The organism is Variovorax trehalosi, from assembly GCF_051216415.1.
Taxonomy (GTDB): domain Bacteria; phylum Pseudomonadota; class Gammaproteobacteria; order Burkholderiales; family Burkholderiaceae_C; genus Variovorax.
In genome coordinates this window covers 671,665-685,711 of record NZ_JBPJZG010000004.1, presented here as the reverse complement: position 1 = coordinate 685,711, position 14,047 = coordinate 671,665, and the positions used below count along the sequence as shown (strand labels likewise).

At 68.9% G+C, this 14,047-nt stretch carries 15 protein-coding genes and 2 riboswitches; of the genes, 11 read left to right on the top strand and 4 right to left on the bottom strand.

All coding sequences use genetic code 11. The annotated features are described in order from the left end of the window. Positions 1 to 99 precede the first annotated feature (99 nt). A riboswitch (glycine riboswitch) is annotated at positions 100 to 192 on the top strand. An 11-nt stretch (positions 193 to 203) separates the two neighbouring features. Then, positions 204 to 319, top strand: a riboswitch (glycine riboswitch). A 90-nt stretch (positions 320 to 409) separates the two neighbouring features. After that, positions 410 to 1,711 (top strand): D-amino acid dehydrogenase, encoded by a 1,302-nt coding sequence (locus ACSFA7_RS18670; protein WP_435500748.1) that lies wholly within the window; start codon positions 410 to 412, stop codon positions 1,709 to 1,711. A gap of 10 nt (positions 1,712 to 1,721) precedes the next feature. On the opposite strand, the gene ACSFA7_RS18665 is transcribed toward ACSFA7_RS18670, so the two are convergent. From ACSFA7_RS18665 to ACSFA7_RS18655, 3 genes are all read right to left on the bottom strand, one after another. Continuing rightward, entirely contained in the window at positions 1,722 to 2,999 is a 1,278-nt protein-coding gene (locus ACSFA7_RS18665; protein WP_206177097.1) for an FIST signal transduction protein, read from the bottom strand. Between the two features lie 45 nt (positions 3,000 to 3,044). Further along, a complete protein-coding gene (locus ACSFA7_RS18660) occupies positions 3,045 to 3,815 on the bottom strand; it encodes a PhaM family polyhydroxyalkanoate granule multifunctional regulatory protein (protein ID WP_435500747.1) in 771 nt (256 codons plus the stop codon). Between the two features lie 65 nt (positions 3,816 to 3,880). Continuing rightward, positions 3,881 to 5,326, bottom strand: coding sequence for an aminotransferase-like domain-containing protein (locus tag ACSFA7_RS18655; protein ID WP_435500746.1), 1,446 nt, complete (start codon positions 5,324 to 5,326; stop codon positions 3,881 to 3,883). A 103-nt stretch (positions 5,327 to 5,429) separates the two neighbouring features. Here ACSFA7_RS18655 and ACSFA7_RS18650 point away from each other — a divergent pair, with 103 nt between their 5' ends. From ACSFA7_RS18650 to ACSFA7_RS18605, 10 genes are read left to right on the top strand one after another with little or no spacing between them, the layout of a single operon-like run. Continuing rightward, positions 5,430 to 6,029, top strand: coding sequence for a LysE family translocator (locus tag ACSFA7_RS18650; RefSeq protein WP_435500745.1), 600 nt, complete (start codon positions 5,430 to 5,432; stop codon positions 6,027 to 6,029). Continuing rightward, entirely contained in the window at positions 6,026 to 6,985 is a 960-nt protein-coding gene (locus ACSFA7_RS18645; protein WP_435500744.1) for a DMT family transporter, read from the top strand. The genes ACSFA7_RS18650 and ACSFA7_RS18645 overlap by 4 nt, the downstream gene beginning before the upstream one ends. Then, entirely contained in the window at positions 6,985 to 7,407 is a 423-nt protein-coding gene (locus tag ACSFA7_RS18640) for a VOC family protein (RefSeq protein ID WP_435500743.1), read from the top strand. The genes ACSFA7_RS18645 and ACSFA7_RS18640 overlap by 1 nt, the downstream gene beginning before the upstream one ends. Positions 7,408 to 7,420: 13 nt before the next feature. Next, positions 7,421 to 8,623 (top strand): aminotransferase-like domain-containing protein, encoded by a 1,203-nt coding sequence (locus ACSFA7_RS18635; protein ID WP_435500742.1) that lies wholly within the window; start codon positions 7,421 to 7,423, stop codon positions 8,621 to 8,623. Positions 8,624 to 8,636: 13 nt separating this feature from the next. Next, the gene (locus tag ACSFA7_RS18630) at positions 8,637 to 9,299 is read left to right on the top strand and encodes a LysE family translocator (protein ID WP_435500741.1); all 663 of its coding nucleotides are present in this window, start codon (positions 8,637 to 8,639) and stop codon (positions 9,297 to 9,299) included. 5 nt (positions 9,300 to 9,304) lie between these two features. Continuing rightward, positions 9,305 to 9,946: a glutathione S-transferase family protein gene (locus tag ACSFA7_RS18625; RefSeq protein ID WP_435500740.1), complete on the top strand. Its 642-nt coding sequence runs from the start codon at positions 9,305 to 9,307 to the stop codon at positions 9,944 to 9,946. 5 nt (positions 9,947 to 9,951) lie between these two features. Beyond that, positions 9,952 to 10,875: a PhzF family phenazine biosynthesis protein gene (locus tag ACSFA7_RS18620; protein WP_435500739.1), complete on the top strand. Its 924-nt coding sequence runs from the start codon at positions 9,952 to 9,954 to the stop codon at positions 10,873 to 10,875. Positions 10,876 to 10,889: 14 nt separating this feature from the next. Continuing rightward, on the top strand, positions 10,890 to 11,582 hold the full coding sequence (locus ACSFA7_RS18615) for a VOC family protein (protein WP_435500738.1): 693 nt from the start codon (positions 10,890 to 10,892) through the stop codon (positions 11,580 to 11,582). A gap of 1 nt (position 11,583) precedes the next feature. After that, positions 11,584 to 12,216 (top strand): LysE family translocator, encoded by a 633-nt coding sequence (locus ACSFA7_RS18610; RefSeq protein ID WP_093441843.1) that lies wholly within the window; start codon positions 11,584 to 11,586, stop codon positions 12,214 to 12,216. Between the two features lie 19 nt (positions 12,217 to 12,235). Next, complete coding sequence (locus tag ACSFA7_RS18605) at positions 12,236 to 13,210, top strand: threonine dehydratase (protein WP_435500737.1); 975 nt, start codon at positions 12,236 to 12,238, stop codon at positions 13,208 to 13,210. A 7-nt stretch (positions 13,211 to 13,217) separates the two neighbouring features. On the opposite strand, the gene ACSFA7_RS18600 is transcribed toward ACSFA7_RS18605, so the two are convergent. Beyond that, on the bottom strand, positions 13,218 to 14,045 hold the full coding sequence (locus ACSFA7_RS18600) for a creatininase family protein (RefSeq protein WP_435500736.1): 828 nt from the start codon (positions 14,043 to 14,045) through the stop codon (positions 13,218 to 13,220). Positions 14,046 to 14,047: the final 2 nt, after the last annotated feature.

The window sequence follows — 14,047 nt, the reverse complement described above, 5'->3', positions numbered from 1 at the left end:
GTCGAACGATCGCCGTCCGGCGAATGAACGGATGATTATCCCATCGGCCCAAGGGGCCGAACCCCGGGGTTGGCGCATCGCCGGTACCCACCTACAATCGCCCCCACTGCAGGAGAGCGGGCCACCCCGGTGGCCCTACCGAAGGCGCAAACTCCCATAAACGCTCAGGTCGGCCCGAACAGGGGGTCAGTACTGCATCACATCAAACGCCGTCTGGAGAGCCATCGCACCCGCAGGGATCGCGATGCACCGAAGGAGCAAACCCGTTGCAAAAGTGCAACAGGTGAATCTCTCAGGTACCGAGGACAGGGGGAGCGGCAACTTGGACGGCGGGCGTCCGGTTGCTTGCTATTGAATCAATAGCACACCACGCCCGCCATTCAAGCGCTGCACCTCAAAGGTACTTGCAATGCGCGTGATCGTTCTTGGCGCCGGCCTGCTCGGCGTGACCTCGGCTTACTACCTCCAGCAACTCGGCCACGAAGTGACCGTGATCGACCGGCAGGCCACCCCGGCCGCCGAAACCAGCTTCGCCAACGGCGGGCAGATCTCGGTGAGCCACGCCGAACCGTGGGCCAATCCCAGCGCACCGCTCAAGGTTCTGCAGTGGCTGGGCAAGGAAGACGCGCCGCTGCTCTTTCGCATCCGCGCCGACATGCGCCAGTGGCTCTGGGGCCTGCAGTTTCTGCGCGAATGCACGCCGGCGCGCACGAGGCACAACATCGAACAGATCGTGCGCCTGGGCACCTACAGCCGCGACATGCTGCAGCAGTTACGCCGCGACACGGGCCTCAGCTACGACCAGCGCACCCAGGGCATCCTGCATTTCTATACGACGCAGAAGGAGTTCGACGGCGCCCTCGCGCCCGCCGAGCAGATGCGCGCCCTCGGTTGCGAACGGCTGGTGATCTCGGCTGACGAGGCGGTGAAGATCGAGCCCGCCCTCGCCCACATCCGCCCCCAGCTGGCCGGCGCCACCTACACGGCTGAAGACGAATCGGGAGACGCCAACCGCTTCGCGCGCGAACTGGTCGGCCTCGCGGCCGCGGCCGGCGTGAAGTTCCTCATGAGCCACACGGTGACCGCGCTGCGCGAAGCCGGCGGCAGCATCGACCACGTCGAGGCGACCGACAACGAAGGCCGCTTCCAGCGCATCCGCGGCGACGCCTTCGTGCTGGCGATGGGTTCGCTCAGCCCGCTGTATGCGGCGCCGCTGGGCATCCGCCTGCCGATCTATCCGGCCAAGGGCTACTCGGTGACGCTGCCCGTCAAGGACGCCTCGAAGGCGCACCAGGTCTCGCTGACCGACGACGAGTTCAAGCTCGTGTTCTCGCGCTACACGTCCGAATCGGGCGATCGCCTCCGCATCGCCGGCACGGCCGAGCTCAACGGCTACGACCGCGACCTGAACCGCGTGCGCTGCGAAGCCATCGTGCGGCGCGTGGAGGAACTGTTCCCCGGCGCCGGCGACACCGAGCAGGCCCAGTTCTGGACGGGCCTGCGCCCCGCGACGCCGAGCAACGTGCCGATGATCGGCAAGACGAAGCTGCCGAACCTGTACCTGAACACCGGCCACGGCACGCTCGGCTGGACGCACGCCTGCGGCTCGGGCAAGTCGATCGCGCGGATCGTGAGCGGGCTTGTGCCGGAGGTGGATTTCGCGTTCACGGGCATGCTGGCGCCGCAGCCGCGCGTGCTGCAAGCAGCCTGATCGCGACCCGTCAATCCTTGCTGGTGAACACCGTCAAAACGCCGGTGTAGCCATACAGGTGATGCCGGGCGATTTCGCCCGCGGCGAAGAAGCCGACCAGCGGCACATCGCCCAGCGCGTGGCGCACGATCTGCAGCTCGGCGCCGGGCGCGCCGAAGTGCGGACCACCGCGCCCTGAACAGCTCACATACACCGCGCCCGCGATGCGGCGCGCGGGGTGAGGCGCCGCCTCCGCTTCGCCGGCGGCCACGGCACGGGCGGTGGCCAGCGTCTGTTCTTCGGGCTCCAGCTCTTCGCGAATCTCCGCGCAGATGCGCATCAGGTCCGCCCGCGCGGCCTGCGCATTGCGGCGGCAGAAAGTCAGCCGCATCCCAGCCTCGGCCGTGTCGGCGATCGCGATGCCGCGGCGCGTCGGGTCCAGGCCGATGATGTGGCGCACCAGCACGTCGGCGCCCAGGTCGCCGGTGCGGCGCACGCCGTCGCTGCCCGCGTCGGCCAGGCCCACCAGCGTGTTGCGCACCGCGTCGATGGCCTCCTGCGGGCGGTCGAGCGAGACCTGCAGGTCGGCCAGCAGCACGTCGAGCGCGGGCTCGCCGTCGAGCTTGAGCAGGAGGTTGCCGTCGGCCTCGGTGATCTCGCGCTCGCGCACGCCCGAGCGCAGCGGCTGGCAGCCCTGGGTGACGCGCGACACCAGCCGCACGCCCTCGCCGAACACCACGCCCGACAGGCCGCCCGAGAACACGCCCCCGGCCGCGCCATGGCCGCGGATGTTGCCGTTGCCGCCCACCGCGAATTGCAGCGCGCCGCCGCGACCTGAGGAGAGCCCACCGAAGAGATAGCCGGTGTCGACGCGGCCGGCCATCTCGCCGATCAGCTCGGTGAGGTCGGGCGTCGCGGGGTCGGCGTGGACGAGCGCGGTGTGCGCTTCGAACCCGCTCATCTCCGAATTGCTCAGCGGCGCCACGCCCGAAAACACGCGGTACTGGTCGCTCGGCAGCGCGCAGAGCATGAGGCTCATGCCCGGCTCGTCGAAATATTCGGCGTTGTTGGCCGAAACGCCGATGCCGACCGTTCCCGACCAGTCGGTCACCTCGGGCAGCTCGGCGCTCAGGTGATCGAGGATCTCCTGCGCCTCGGCCGCGTAGTGGTCGGTGATGTAGAGCAGCCCGAGCGTTGGCGACGACGCGTAGTCGGGCAGGGCCATCTGCGCGCGCAACTGGGCCAGCACGAGGCCGGCCGCCATGCGCCATTGCGGATGGGTGGCATGGCCGGTGGGAAACAACTTCATGATGCGTGCCAACCCGTTCTCTTCAAAAGTGGAATGTGTAGGACGTCAGCGGCGGCCGGTGGTTCGCTTGCGGGCGGCAGTCGACGTCTTTTTCTTCGCTGCGGGCATTGCCGCCTTCTTTGCCGCAGTTTTGGCTGCGGGCTTCCTGGCGGCAGCCGTCGGCTTGCCCATCACCTTGCCGACCGCATCGGCCAGCGGCTGGGCCATGGCAGGCACCTTGAGCTGCGCCGCGTCCTGCAGCGCCGTGCTCGCGATCTGCTGGAACTGCTCAGTCAGCGAGCCCCACCATTGCATCGGATCGACCACGCCTTCGGCTGCAGCCGACTTGCCCGAGGCGGACTTGCCGCGCGGCTTTTTCCCGGGCGCGGGTGCTTCTTCTTCCTCGATCTCGGCTTCGTCTTCTTCCTCGACCGGCTCGGGCTCCGGAGCGGGTGCGGCGGCCGCAAAGGGCGACGGCGCGGGCGCAGCAGTAGCGGCCGCAGCCTGCTTGGTGAACACGCTCGCCAGGTCTTCCATCCGCACGTTCATGCCGCGCAGGGTCGAGAGCGTCATCTTCTGCACCTCGAGCGCCTGGATCGTGGCCTTGAGCGCATGGCCGTTCTGCTCGAGCCAGTACTGCACGGTCTTGAGTTCCTGGATGCGCTTGTCGACCTCCTCCACGCTCAGCGTGGGCGCTACCCAGCTCGCCAGGCTCGGGATGCCCGGCACCGACGATGCGGCGCCGGTGCCCGCTGCGGCGCCTCCGGCCAGGTTCTTCAGGAAGTCGAATCCAGGGACGAACTGGCTGAAGTTGAAGGGTTGGCTGGCGTTGGTCATGCGGGAGGTCTCCTGGCTGGGTTTTCTTGTGCTGGCAGCTTACTCCAAGCCCCCGGCGTCCGGCCTCAAAGCTCGCTTCTGACCTTGCTGAAAACTTTCCAGAAAGCGGCGTCCTGCGAAGTCGCGAAATTGATCCGCATCATCGTGCTAGGCGGCCGGCGCGCATGGAACAGCGAGCCCGGCGCCAGCAGGTAGCCCTGATCGAGCATGCGCTGGGTCAGCGCGTCGGTATCCACACCCGTGTCGACCCAGCCGAAGAGCCCCGCCGGCTCCGAGGCGAAGGTGCAGCCGTGCGACATCGCGAGCTTCACCGCCCGCCCGCGCGCGCCGTCGAGCCGGATGCGTATGCGGTCCGCATGCCGGCGCAGCTGGCCCTGGTCGATGCACCACGACAACGCCCGCTCGAACAGCGTGGGCGAGGTCAGCGTGGCCAGGAGCTTGGTCTCCAGCAGCCGCTCCTTCAGCGCGGGCGACGCGGCCAGGAAGCCGATGCGCCAGTTGGGCGCGATGATCTTGGCGAAGCCGCTCACGTAGACGGTGCGTTGCAGCCCGTCGAGCGCGCTCAGCCGCGTGGCGTGCTCGGGCGCGAGGTGGCTGTAGGTGTCGTCCTCGACGATGTGGAAGTCGTGCTCGTTCGCCAGCTTGAGCACCCGGTGCGCGCTCCCGGGCGTGAGGCTGTAGCCGGTCGGGTTGTGCAGCACGCTCACGCTCACGAAGAGCTTGGGCTTGTGCAGCGCGCAGTACTGCGCCATCACCTCCAGGTCGGGCCCGTCGGCGCGCCGCGGCACCGGCAGGATGCGCATGCCCAGCGCCTCCAACCGCGCGAATTCGAGCGCCCAGCCCGGCTCCTCGACCATCACCGGATCGCCCGGGCGCAGCAGCGTGCGGCTCACGATGTCCAGCGCATGGGTCGCGCCGATGGTGGTGATGATCTGGTCGGGTGCGGCCGGCACGTTGATGCCCACGAGCTTCTGCGAGAGGCTGCGGCGCAGGCTCATGTCGCCGGAGGGCTCGCCGTACTGGAGCGACAGTTCCTGCAGCACCGCTGTACTGGTCATGCGCCGCACGGCCGTGGGGATGAAGGTGGACGACATCCAGTCCGGCGGGAACACGCCCATGCCGGGCTGCGGCTTGTCGCTCGGGCGGTGGAACATGCTGCGGATCAGCGAACTCGCGTCGGCCGGTACACGCGAGGCCATCATCTGCACGGCCATCGCCGCCGGCATGTCGTTCACGCCGACGGCGTCGGAGGCCTTGGCCGTACGACCGTCCTGGGTCTGTGCTGAGTCGCGCACGTAGAAGCCGCGCTGACGGCGGGCTTCGACGAGCCCCTGCGCCAGCAGTTGGTCATACGCGGCGACCACCGTGTACGGGCTCACGCCCTGCTGCCGCGCACATTCGCGCACCGAGGGCAGCCGGGCACCGGGCGGCAGCAACCGGGTGCGGATGCGCTCGGCCAAGCGGTCGGCCAGCTGGCCGGTCAACGACTGGGTGGAGGTGCGAGTCAGCATGCGGTGTCGAAAGGCTGTGTCGATGGTTTCACCAATACAGATGCCTTGTTTGTCCGGCCATCTGTATTGGAACTGTAATGGTCACAAGTTTAGAGTCTGTGTCATGAACTGGCAAGAATTCACCGCCCTGCTGGTGCTGGCCACGGCGATGAGTTTTTCGCCCGGACCCAACACCACGCTTTCCACCGCCCTGGCGGCCAATGGCGGCCTGCCGCGCGCGATGCGCTTCGTGGTCGCGGTGCCGATCGGCTGGACGCTGCTGCTGGCGATCTGCGCGGCCGGCCTCGGCGCACTGGTGGTGGCGGTGCCGCCGCTGCGCCTGGCGATCAAGGCGCTGGGCATCGGCTACCTGCTGTGGCTGGCCTACAAGCTGAGTGGCAGCGGCACGCTGGGCAAGGCCGACAGCGCCAAGCTCACCGTCGGCTTCGGGCAGGGCGTGATGCTGCAGTTCGTCAACATCAAGGCCTGGCTTCTCGCGCTCACGCTGGTAGCCGGGTGGATCGCCGGCCAGCCCGATGCGCTCTCGCGCTTCGCCATCGTCGCGCCGGTGATGCTGTTCTATGCCTTCACCAGCAACTTCGCCTATGCGCTGGTCGGCGCGCTGCTGCGCGACTGGCTCGCCAAGGGCAAGCGCCTCCTGTGGTTCAACCGCGCAATGGGCTTGGTGCTGGTGCTCACGGCGTGGTGGATGGTGAGCGTATGAGGAAGAAGCTCAATATCAAGGACGAAACACTGGGCATGTGGCTCGGCGTGATCGGCGTCGCCATGTTCGCCATCACGCTGCCGATGACGCGGCTGGCCACCGGCTCGCAAGACGCGCCGCAGCTCTCGCCATGGTTCGTGACGCTCGGGCGCGCGGCGCTGGCGGGTGTGCTGTCGGCCATCTTCCTGCTCGTCACGCGCTCGCCGCGGCCGGCCGCGCACCAGTGGAGGCCGCTGGGCATCGCGGTGCTGGGCAACTGCATCGGTTTTCCGCTGCTGCTGGCTTATGCGCTGCGGGTGGTCACGGCCAGCCATGCGGCGGTGGTGACGGCGCTGCTGCCGCTGGTCACCGCGGCGGTCGCCGCCTGGGTGCTGCACCAGCGCGCGCGGCTGGGCTTCTGGCTCTGCGCCATCGCGGGCAGCCTGCTGGTGGTGGTGTTCTCGGTACTGCGCGCAAGCCAGAGCGGGCACGGCTTCGGCTTCGAATGGGCCGACCTGCTGCTGGTGGGCGCGGTCATCGCAGCCTCGTTCGGCTACATCTACGGCGCGCAGGTCACGCCGTCGCTGGGCGCCGAGCGGGTGATCTGCTGGGTCTGCGTGATGGCGCTGCCGTTCACACTGCCGGCCACGCTGGCGCTGTGGCCGACGCAGCCGATCGCCACGGCGTCGTGGCTGGGCTTCGTCTACGTGGGCATGTTCTCGATGTGGATCGGCTTCTTCGCCTGGTACCGCGGCCTGGCCCTCGGCGGCGCGCTGCGCGTGAGCCAGACGCAGCTGCTGCAGCCCTTTCTCTCGATCCTCGCGTCGATCCCGATCCTGGGCGAACCGCTCGATGTGGTGACGCTGGGCTTCGCGATCGCGGTGGTCGCCACCGTGGTCATCGGCAAGCGGCTCTCGCAACCGCCGGTCGCGCCGGCGGCAGCGCTGCCCGCCGCAGTCCGCACCGGAGGACGCTGATGTTCAGTCACATCACCGTCGGCTGCACCGACCTGCCGCGCGCCGCCGCCTTCTACGACGCGCTGCTCGCGCCGTTGGGCCTCGTTCGCCGCGCCGTCGTGCCCGATGGCGGGCCCGAGTCGGCCTGCTGGGTCTCGCCCGGGCAGACACTGCCGCGCTTCTACGTGTACATCCCGCTGGACGGTGAACCCGCCAGTGTCGGCAACGGCAGCATGGTCGCGTTCAACGCGCCCTCGGCCGATGCCGTTCATGCCGCCCACGAGGCGGCGCTGCGCCGGGGCGGCCGCGACGAAGGCGCGCCCGGCCCCCGCCCACGCTATGGCCAGGGCTATTACGGCGCCTACCTGCGCGACCCGGACGGCAACAAAATCCATGTTGTGTACCGTGGCGACATTCCACAGAACCTCACCTCACCCGCCTGAAAGAAGAAACACCATGAACTGGAAACTCGCCGCCCGCGCCGCCAAGATGAACCCGTCAGTGCTGCGTGAAATCCTCAAGGTCACCGAACGCCCCGGCATCATCAGCCTGGCCGGTGGCCTGCCCTCGCCCAAGACCTTCCCGATCCAGGCTTTTGCCGATGCCTGCGCCGAAGTGCTGCACAACGACGGCCAGGCCGCGCTGCAGTACGCCGCGAGCGAGGGCTATGCGCCGCTGCGCCAGGCCGTGGCCGACATGCTGCCGTGGAACGTCGACCCCGCGCAGGTGCTCATCACCACCGGCTCGCAGCAGGGCCTCGATCTCGTGGCCAAGGTGCTGATCGATCCGGGCAGCAAGGTGCTGGTGGAAACGCCCACGTACCTCGGCGCGCTGCAGGCCTTCGGCCCGATGGAGCCGAACCCGATGAGCGTGGCGAGCGATGAAGACGGCGTGATCGTCGACGACCTCGTCGCCAAGGCAAAGGACGCACGCTTCGTCTACCTGCTGCCCAACTTCCAGAACCCCACCGGCCGCACCATGACCGAGGAGCGCCGCGCCGCCGTCTCGGCCGCTGCCGCCGAGGCGGGCCTGCCGATCATCGAAGACAACCCTTACGGCGAACTCTGGTTCGACGAAGCCCCGCCGCTGCCGCTGACCGCGCGCAACCCCGAAGGCTGCATCTACCTGGGTTCGTTCTCGAAGGTGCTGGCGCCCGGCTTGCGCCTGGGCTTCCTGGTCGCGCCCAAGGCGATCTATCCGAAGCTGCTGCAGGCCAAGCAGGCGGTGGACCTGCACACGCCGATCTTCACGCAGCGCATGGTGTCGGCGGTGATGAAGGACGGTTTTCTCGACCGCCACGTGCCGACGATCCGCGCCCTCTACAAGCGCCAGCGCGACGCGATGATCGCCGCGCTCACCCGCGAGATGACCGGCCTGGACGTGAAGTTCAACGCACCCAAGGGCGGCATGTTCCTGTGGGCGCGCCTGCCCGAGGGCATCGACACCGTGAAGCTGCTGCCCAAGGCGGTCGAGCGCAACGTGGCCTTCGTGCCCGGCGCGCCGTTCTATGCGGGGCTGGGCGATCCGCGCACGCTGCGCCTGTCGTTCGTGACGGCCAGCGTGGAGGAGATCGATACGGCCATCGCCGCACTCGCCGTCACGCTGCGCGAAGAGCTGGAACTGCTGGGCGAGCACAAGCTCGCGCCCGCACCGGTGTGAGGGGGCGGGAACGATGATCGGCATCGCCACGCTCTCGCTCTTCCTGCTCGCCGTGCTGGCGCTGTTCCTCTCGCCCGGACCGAACATGGCCTTCGTGCTTTCGCACGGCGTGGCACACGGTCCGCGCGGCGGGTTCGCGGCGGCGATCGGCATCTCGGCCGCCGACCTGGTGCACACGCTGTTCGCTGCGACCGGCGTCACCGCGCTGGTGGCTGCCTGGCCACCGTCGTTCGACGTGCTGCGCTATGCGGGTGCGCTGTACCTGGTGTGGCTCGCGGTGCAGGCGCTGCGAAGCGGTGGCCTTCGCATGGATGCGCAGGCCCAGCCCGCCGGCTTCGGGCGCATCGTGCGCATGGCGCTCCTGAACAACCTCGTCAATCCGAAGGCGCTGCTGTTCTTCATGGTGTTCCTGCCGCAGTTCGTCGACCCGACGCATGGGAGCGTGCCGCTGCAGCTGGTGCAGCTGGGCGTCGTGCTGTCGGTGGCCGCACTCGCTTTCAACACGCTGCTGGGCGCCTGCAGCGGACAGGTCGGGCGCTGGCTGCAACGCCGCCCCGGCGCCGAGAAATTCCAACGCACATTGCTCGCCCTCGTGATGATCGGCCTGGCCATCCGCCTGCTGATGCTCGACCGACCCGCCGCCGCCGTGGCCGCACTTCCCGCACAAGGACACTGAACACCATGCTCAACATCTGGGGCCGCATCAGCTCGATCAACGTCCGCAAGGTGGTGTGGTGCGCGCAGGAACTCGGGCTCGACTTCCAGCGCACCGAGGCCGGCGGCAAGTTCGGCGTGGTGCAGACGCCCGAATACCTCGCGCTCAATCCGAATGCGATGGTGCCCACCATCGACGACGGCGAAGGCGCCGAGCGCGTGACGCTCTGGGAGTCGAACGTGATCGTGCGCTACCTGTGCGCGAAGCATTCGCACGGCACCTTCTATCCGAGCGAACTGCCCGCGCGCTTCGACGCCGAGCGCTGGATGGACTGGCAGCAGACCACGCTCAACCGCGCGAGCCGCGACGCCTTCATCCAGTGGGTGCGCACGGCACCCTCGGAGCGGCAGCCGGCGCTCATCGAGGCCTCGGTGCGAGAGAGCGAAGCGCTGTTCGCGATGCTCGACGCGCACCTCGCCCAGCGCGCCTACATGGGCGGCGACCGCTTCACGATGGCGGACATCCCCATCGGCTGCGAAGCGCACCGCTGGTTCGGGCTGCCCGCCGCTGAGTACCACCGGCCCAGTTGGCCGAATGTCGAGCGCTGGTACGCCGATCTCCTCTCCCGCCCGGGCACGCGCGGCGTGCTCGATCTATCCCTCGAATGAATCCGATGAAATCCCGCCCCTTCAAGCAAGTCGACGTCTTCACCGCCACGGCCTACCGCGGCAATCCGCTCGCCGTGGTCATCGACGGCGCGGAGCTGGACGACGCCGCGATGCAGCGCTTCGCGCAGTGGACCAACCTGTCCGAGACCACCTTCCTCCTGCCGCCGACCGAGCCGACGGCCGACTACCGCGTGCGCATCTTCACGCCCGGCGGCGAGCTGCCCTTTGCAGGCCACCCGACCATCGGCACCTGCCACGCGTGGCTCGAGGCCGGCGGCAAGCCCAAGGTGGCCGGCCGCGTGGTGCAGCAATGCGGCGCGGGCCTGGTGCCGCTGCGCCGCGACGGCGACCGGCTGGCCTTTGCCGCGCCACCGCTCAAGCGCAGCGCGCCGAGCCCCGCGCTGCTGGCCAAGGTGGCCGGTGCGCTCGGGCTGAAGGCGCAGCAGATCGTCGCGGCGCAGGTGCTGGACAACGGCCCGGTCTGGTTCGGCCTGCTGGTCGAAGATGCCGACGCGGTGCTGGCGCTGCAGCCCGACCACCGCATGCTCAAGGAACTGGGTGTGAAGGCCGGCGTGGCAGGCGTGCCCGCAGCCGTCGACATCTCGCCGCTGATCGGCCGCTCGAACCGCGAGGCGCGCGCCTTCGGCAACCGCAAGGCCGCCGAGTACGACGACGGCGCGAAGATCGATCTCGAAGTGCGCGCTTTCGCCGAGCCGATCGGCGTGCAGGAAGACCCGGTCACCGGCAGCCTGAACGCGAGCCTGGCCGAATGGCTGATCGCCGACGGCCACATGCCAGAGCGCTACCTCGCGGCACAAGGCCAGTGCCTCGGCCGCGCGGGCCGCGTGTACATCGAGCGCGACGGCGACGGAAAAATCTGGGTCGGTGGCGATGCCGTGACCTGCATCGACGGCAACGTCACGCTCTGAACGAAAGCTTCGCCATGCACGCCGAACTCGACCACCTGGTGATCGCCGCCGCTTCGCTGGCCGAAGGCGTGGCGTGGTGCGAGGCCACGCTCGGCGTCACGCCCGGGCCAGGCGGCGCGCATCCGCTGATGGGCACGCACAACCGGCTGCTGAATGTGGTGAGCGATGCGTTCCCGCGGGCCTATGCGGAAATCATCGCGATCGAGCCCGGCAAGGAGCCGTCGCGGCCCGACACGCGCCGCTGGTTCGATCTGGACGATGCGGCGCTGCAGGCGGGCCTCGCACAGCACGGTCCGCGACTCATCCACTTCGTGGCGCGCGTGCCCGACGCCACCGCCGCCATCCGCGCACTGGCCCACGAAGAGCATGCGCACATCGACCGCGGCCAGCTGCTCGAAGCCTCGCGCGACACGCCGGCCGGACGGCTCGAATGGCAGATCACGGTGCGCGACGACGGCCAGCGGCTCTTCTATGGCGCGCTGCCGACGTTGATCCAGTGGGGGCCGGTGCATCCGGTCGATGCCATGCCCACCTCGGGTCTCGCGCTGCGCTCGCTGCATGTCGTGCATCCGCGTGCGCCTGCGCTTGCCGCCGCGCTCTCGGCCATCGGCATGGGCGCGCTGAAGGTAGACGCCGGCCCGCCGAACCTCGTCGCGGTGCTCGACACGCCGCGCGGCCCCGTCACGCTCGAATCCAAAGGACTTTGACATGCTGACCCTCACCGAAATCGCATGGTTCGCCCTCGCCTCGTTGCTGCTGGCGCTCACGCCGGGGCCGAACATGATCTATTGCGTCTCGCGCACGCTGATCCAGGGCCGCCGCGCGGGAATGATTTCGCTGGGCGGCGTGCTGATGGCCTTCCTGGTGCACCTCTTCGCCGCCGCGCTCGGACTCACCGCGCTGCTCTTGGCGGTGCCGCTCGCGTTCGATGCCATCCGTATCGCCGGTGCGGCGTACCTGCTGTGGCTCGCATGGCAAGCCGTGCGGCCCGGCGGCAATGCGCCCTTCGAGGCCCGCGCGCTTCCGGCCGATCCGCCGGGCAAGCTGTTTCGCATGGGCTTTCTCACGAACCTGCTGAACCCGAAGGTGGCGATGTTCTACCTGTCGTTCTTTCCGCAGTTCATCCACCCCGAGCGCGGCTCGGTGCTGTTGCAGAGCATGCAGCTGGGCATGGCGCAGATGGCAACGAGCGCGGCGGTCAACACGGTGATGATCTTCGGCGCCGCGAGCATCACGGCGGTGCTGTCGCAAAGCGCCGGCTGGCTGCGCGCGCAGCGCTACGTGATGGGCAGCGTGCTGGCCGCGCTGGCGGTGCGGGTCGCCCTGACAGAACGCAAATAAGCCATCAAGAAGGACCTCTGTGAAATTCACCCGCGAAGAGATCGAAGCCGCGCAGCGCACCGTGCATGCGGCGATGCCGCCGACCCCTCAATACACCTGGCCGCTGCTGTCGCAGCGCCTGGGCGCAACGCTCTGGGCCAAGCACGAGAACCACACGCCGGTCGGCGCCTTCAAGATCCGCGGCGGCCTGACCTATTTCGAGACCCTCGCGCGCGAACAGCCCGAGGTTCGGCACGTGATCAGCGCGACGCGCGGCAACCACGGCCAGTCGCTCGGCTTCGCGGCGCGGCGGCACGGGCTGGGCGCGACCATCGTGGTGCCGCACGGCAATTCGCAGGAGAAGAACGCCGCGATGCGTGCGCTCGGCGTCACGCTGGTCGAGCATGGCGACGATTTCCAGGCGGCGTCGGAACACGCGGCCCTGCTGGCGGAGCGCGATGCGCTGCACCGCGTGCCGTCGTTCCATCGCGAGCTGGTGCGTGGCGTGTCGACCGCGTATGTCGAGTTCTTCAGCGCGTTCAAGGATGCGCCGCCCGATGTGCTGTTCGTGCCCATCGGCCTGGGCTCCGGGTTTGCCGGCGCGGCCGTGGCGCGCGCGCATTGCGGTGTGGCTACAAAGATCATCGGCGTGGTGTCGGCGCACGCCACGGCGTACCGCGACTCCTTCCGCGCGGGCAAGCCGGTCGAGTCGCCGGTCAGCACGCGTCTGGCCGACGGCATGGCCTGCCGCGTGCCGGTGCCCGAATCGGTCGAGGTGATCCTGCGCGAAGCCGACGATGTGATCACCGTGACCGACGACGAGGTGGGCGAGGCGATGCGCATCCTTTTCAGCGACACGCACAACGTGGCCGAAGGCGCCGGGGCCGCCGCATTGGCCGGCGCGCTTCAGCAGCAGGAGCGCTGGCGAGGGAAGACGGTGGGCGTCAGCGTGAGCGGTGGCAATGTCGATTCCGACATGTTCGCCGGGGTGCTCGCGCGCAACGCTTTTTCCTGAAGACGGATCAGGGAAGCGGCTGGGTGTTGGCCGTGGCCAGCGGCAGGCGCGACACCTCCGCCAGCAGCAGCGCCAGTTGCTGCGCGGCCGCATCGATGACCGTCCGCCCCTTCTCTGCTGTCGCCGCGGCTGCATTGCCGGCTGCGCCCTGCGCGTTGTAATCCTCCATCGCCCAGCCGAGCTTGGCGCTCTTGCCGTTGCCGAGGATCGCGTAGTCGGCGGCGCGTTGCTCCGAAGTCGAGCGGAAATCCCTCGCCTCGCCCATGCGCACAAGTTGCGGGGTCAGCGCCAGCATCATCGAGGTCTCGATCTCGCCCGCGTGCACGCCGAAGCGGTGTTCCCCGGCGCTGAACTGCGAGCCCGCATCGCCCAGCGGCAGGTTGAACCAGCTCACGCTGTAGACGATGAGCCCGTGCGCCGCGCGCAGCTCGCGCGCCACGATGTCCATCGCGCCCACATGGCCGCCGTGCGCATTGAAGAGCACCAGCTTCTTCACGCCGGCGCGCGCGACGCCGGCGCCGATTTCGCTCCACATGCGGATCAGCGTCTCGGCCGAGAGCGTGAGCGTGCCGGCAAAACGCGCGTGCTCGGGGCTCAGGCCGATCTGTTGGGTCGGCAGGAACAGCACCGGCAGTTGCGCCGGCAGCAGCGGCAGCGACGCGGCCACGATGCCGTCGGCCAGCACCGTGTCCACGCCCAGCGGCAGGTGCGGACCGTGCTGCTCGGTGGCGCCCAGTGGCAGCACCGCCACGGTGGCTGCCGCATCGAGCGCCGCGAAGTCGCGTGTCGTGAGCTGAGACCAGAAGCGGGGCAAGGGGACCGGTAATGCGTTCATTC

What these genes read in the sequence shown, in the direction of transcription:
- ACSFA7_RS18660 (WP_435500747.1), bottom strand. Translation starts at nt 3,815, where the DNA reads ATGACCAACGCCAGCCAACCCTTCAACTTCAGCCAGTTCGTCCCTGGA.
- ACSFA7_RS18650 (WP_435500745.1), top strand. Translation starts at nt 5,430, where the DNA reads ATGAACTGGCAAGAATTCACCGCCCTGCTGGTGCTGGCCACGGCGATG.
- ACSFA7_RS18640 (WP_435500743.1), top strand. Translation starts at nt 6,985, where the DNA reads ATGTTCAGTCACATCACCGTCGGCTGCACCGACCTGCCGCGCGCCGCC.
- ACSFA7_RS18620 (WP_435500739.1), top strand. Translation starts at nt 9,952, where the DNA reads ATGAAATCCCGCCCCTTCAAGCAAGTCGACGTCTTCACCGCCACGGCC.
- ACSFA7_RS18645 (WP_435500744.1), top strand. Translation starts at nt 6,026, where the DNA reads ATGAGGAAGAAGCTCAATATCAAGGACGAAACACTGGGCATGTGGCTC.
- ACSFA7_RS18615 (WP_435500738.1), top strand. Translation starts at nt 10,890, where the DNA reads ATGCACGCCGAACTCGACCACCTGGTGATCGCCGCCGCTTCGCTGGCC.
- ACSFA7_RS18665 (WP_206177097.1), bottom strand. Translation starts at nt 2,999, where the DNA reads ATGAAGTTGTTTCCCACCGGCCATGCCACCCATCCGCAATGGCGCATG.
- ACSFA7_RS18630 (WP_435500741.1), top strand. Translation starts at nt 8,637, where the DNA reads ATGATCGGCATCGCCACGCTCTCGCTCTTCCTGCTCGCCGTGCTGGCG.
- ACSFA7_RS18635 (WP_435500742.1), top strand. Translation starts at nt 7,421, where the DNA reads ATGAACTGGAAACTCGCCGCCCGCGCCGCCAAGATGAACCCGTCAGTG.
- ACSFA7_RS18670 (WP_435500748.1), top strand. Translation starts at nt 410, where the DNA reads ATGCGCGTGATCGTTCTTGGCGCCGGCCTGCTCGGCGTGACCTCGGCT.
- ACSFA7_RS18625 (WP_435500740.1), top strand. Translation starts at nt 9,305, where the DNA reads ATGCTCAACATCTGGGGCCGCATCAGCTCGATCAACGTCCGCAAGGTG.
- ACSFA7_RS18610 (WP_093441843.1), top strand. Translation starts at nt 11,584, where the DNA reads ATGCTGACCCTCACCGAAATCGCATGGTTCGCCCTCGCCTCGTTGCTG.
- ACSFA7_RS18655 (WP_435500746.1), bottom strand. Translation starts at nt 5,326, where the DNA reads ATGCTGACTCGCACCTCCACCCAGTCGTTGACCGGCCAGCTGGCCGAC.
- ACSFA7_RS18600 (WP_435500736.1), bottom strand. Translation starts at nt 14,045, where the DNA reads ATGAACGCATTACCGGTCCCCTTGCCCCGCTTCTGGTCTCAGCTCACG.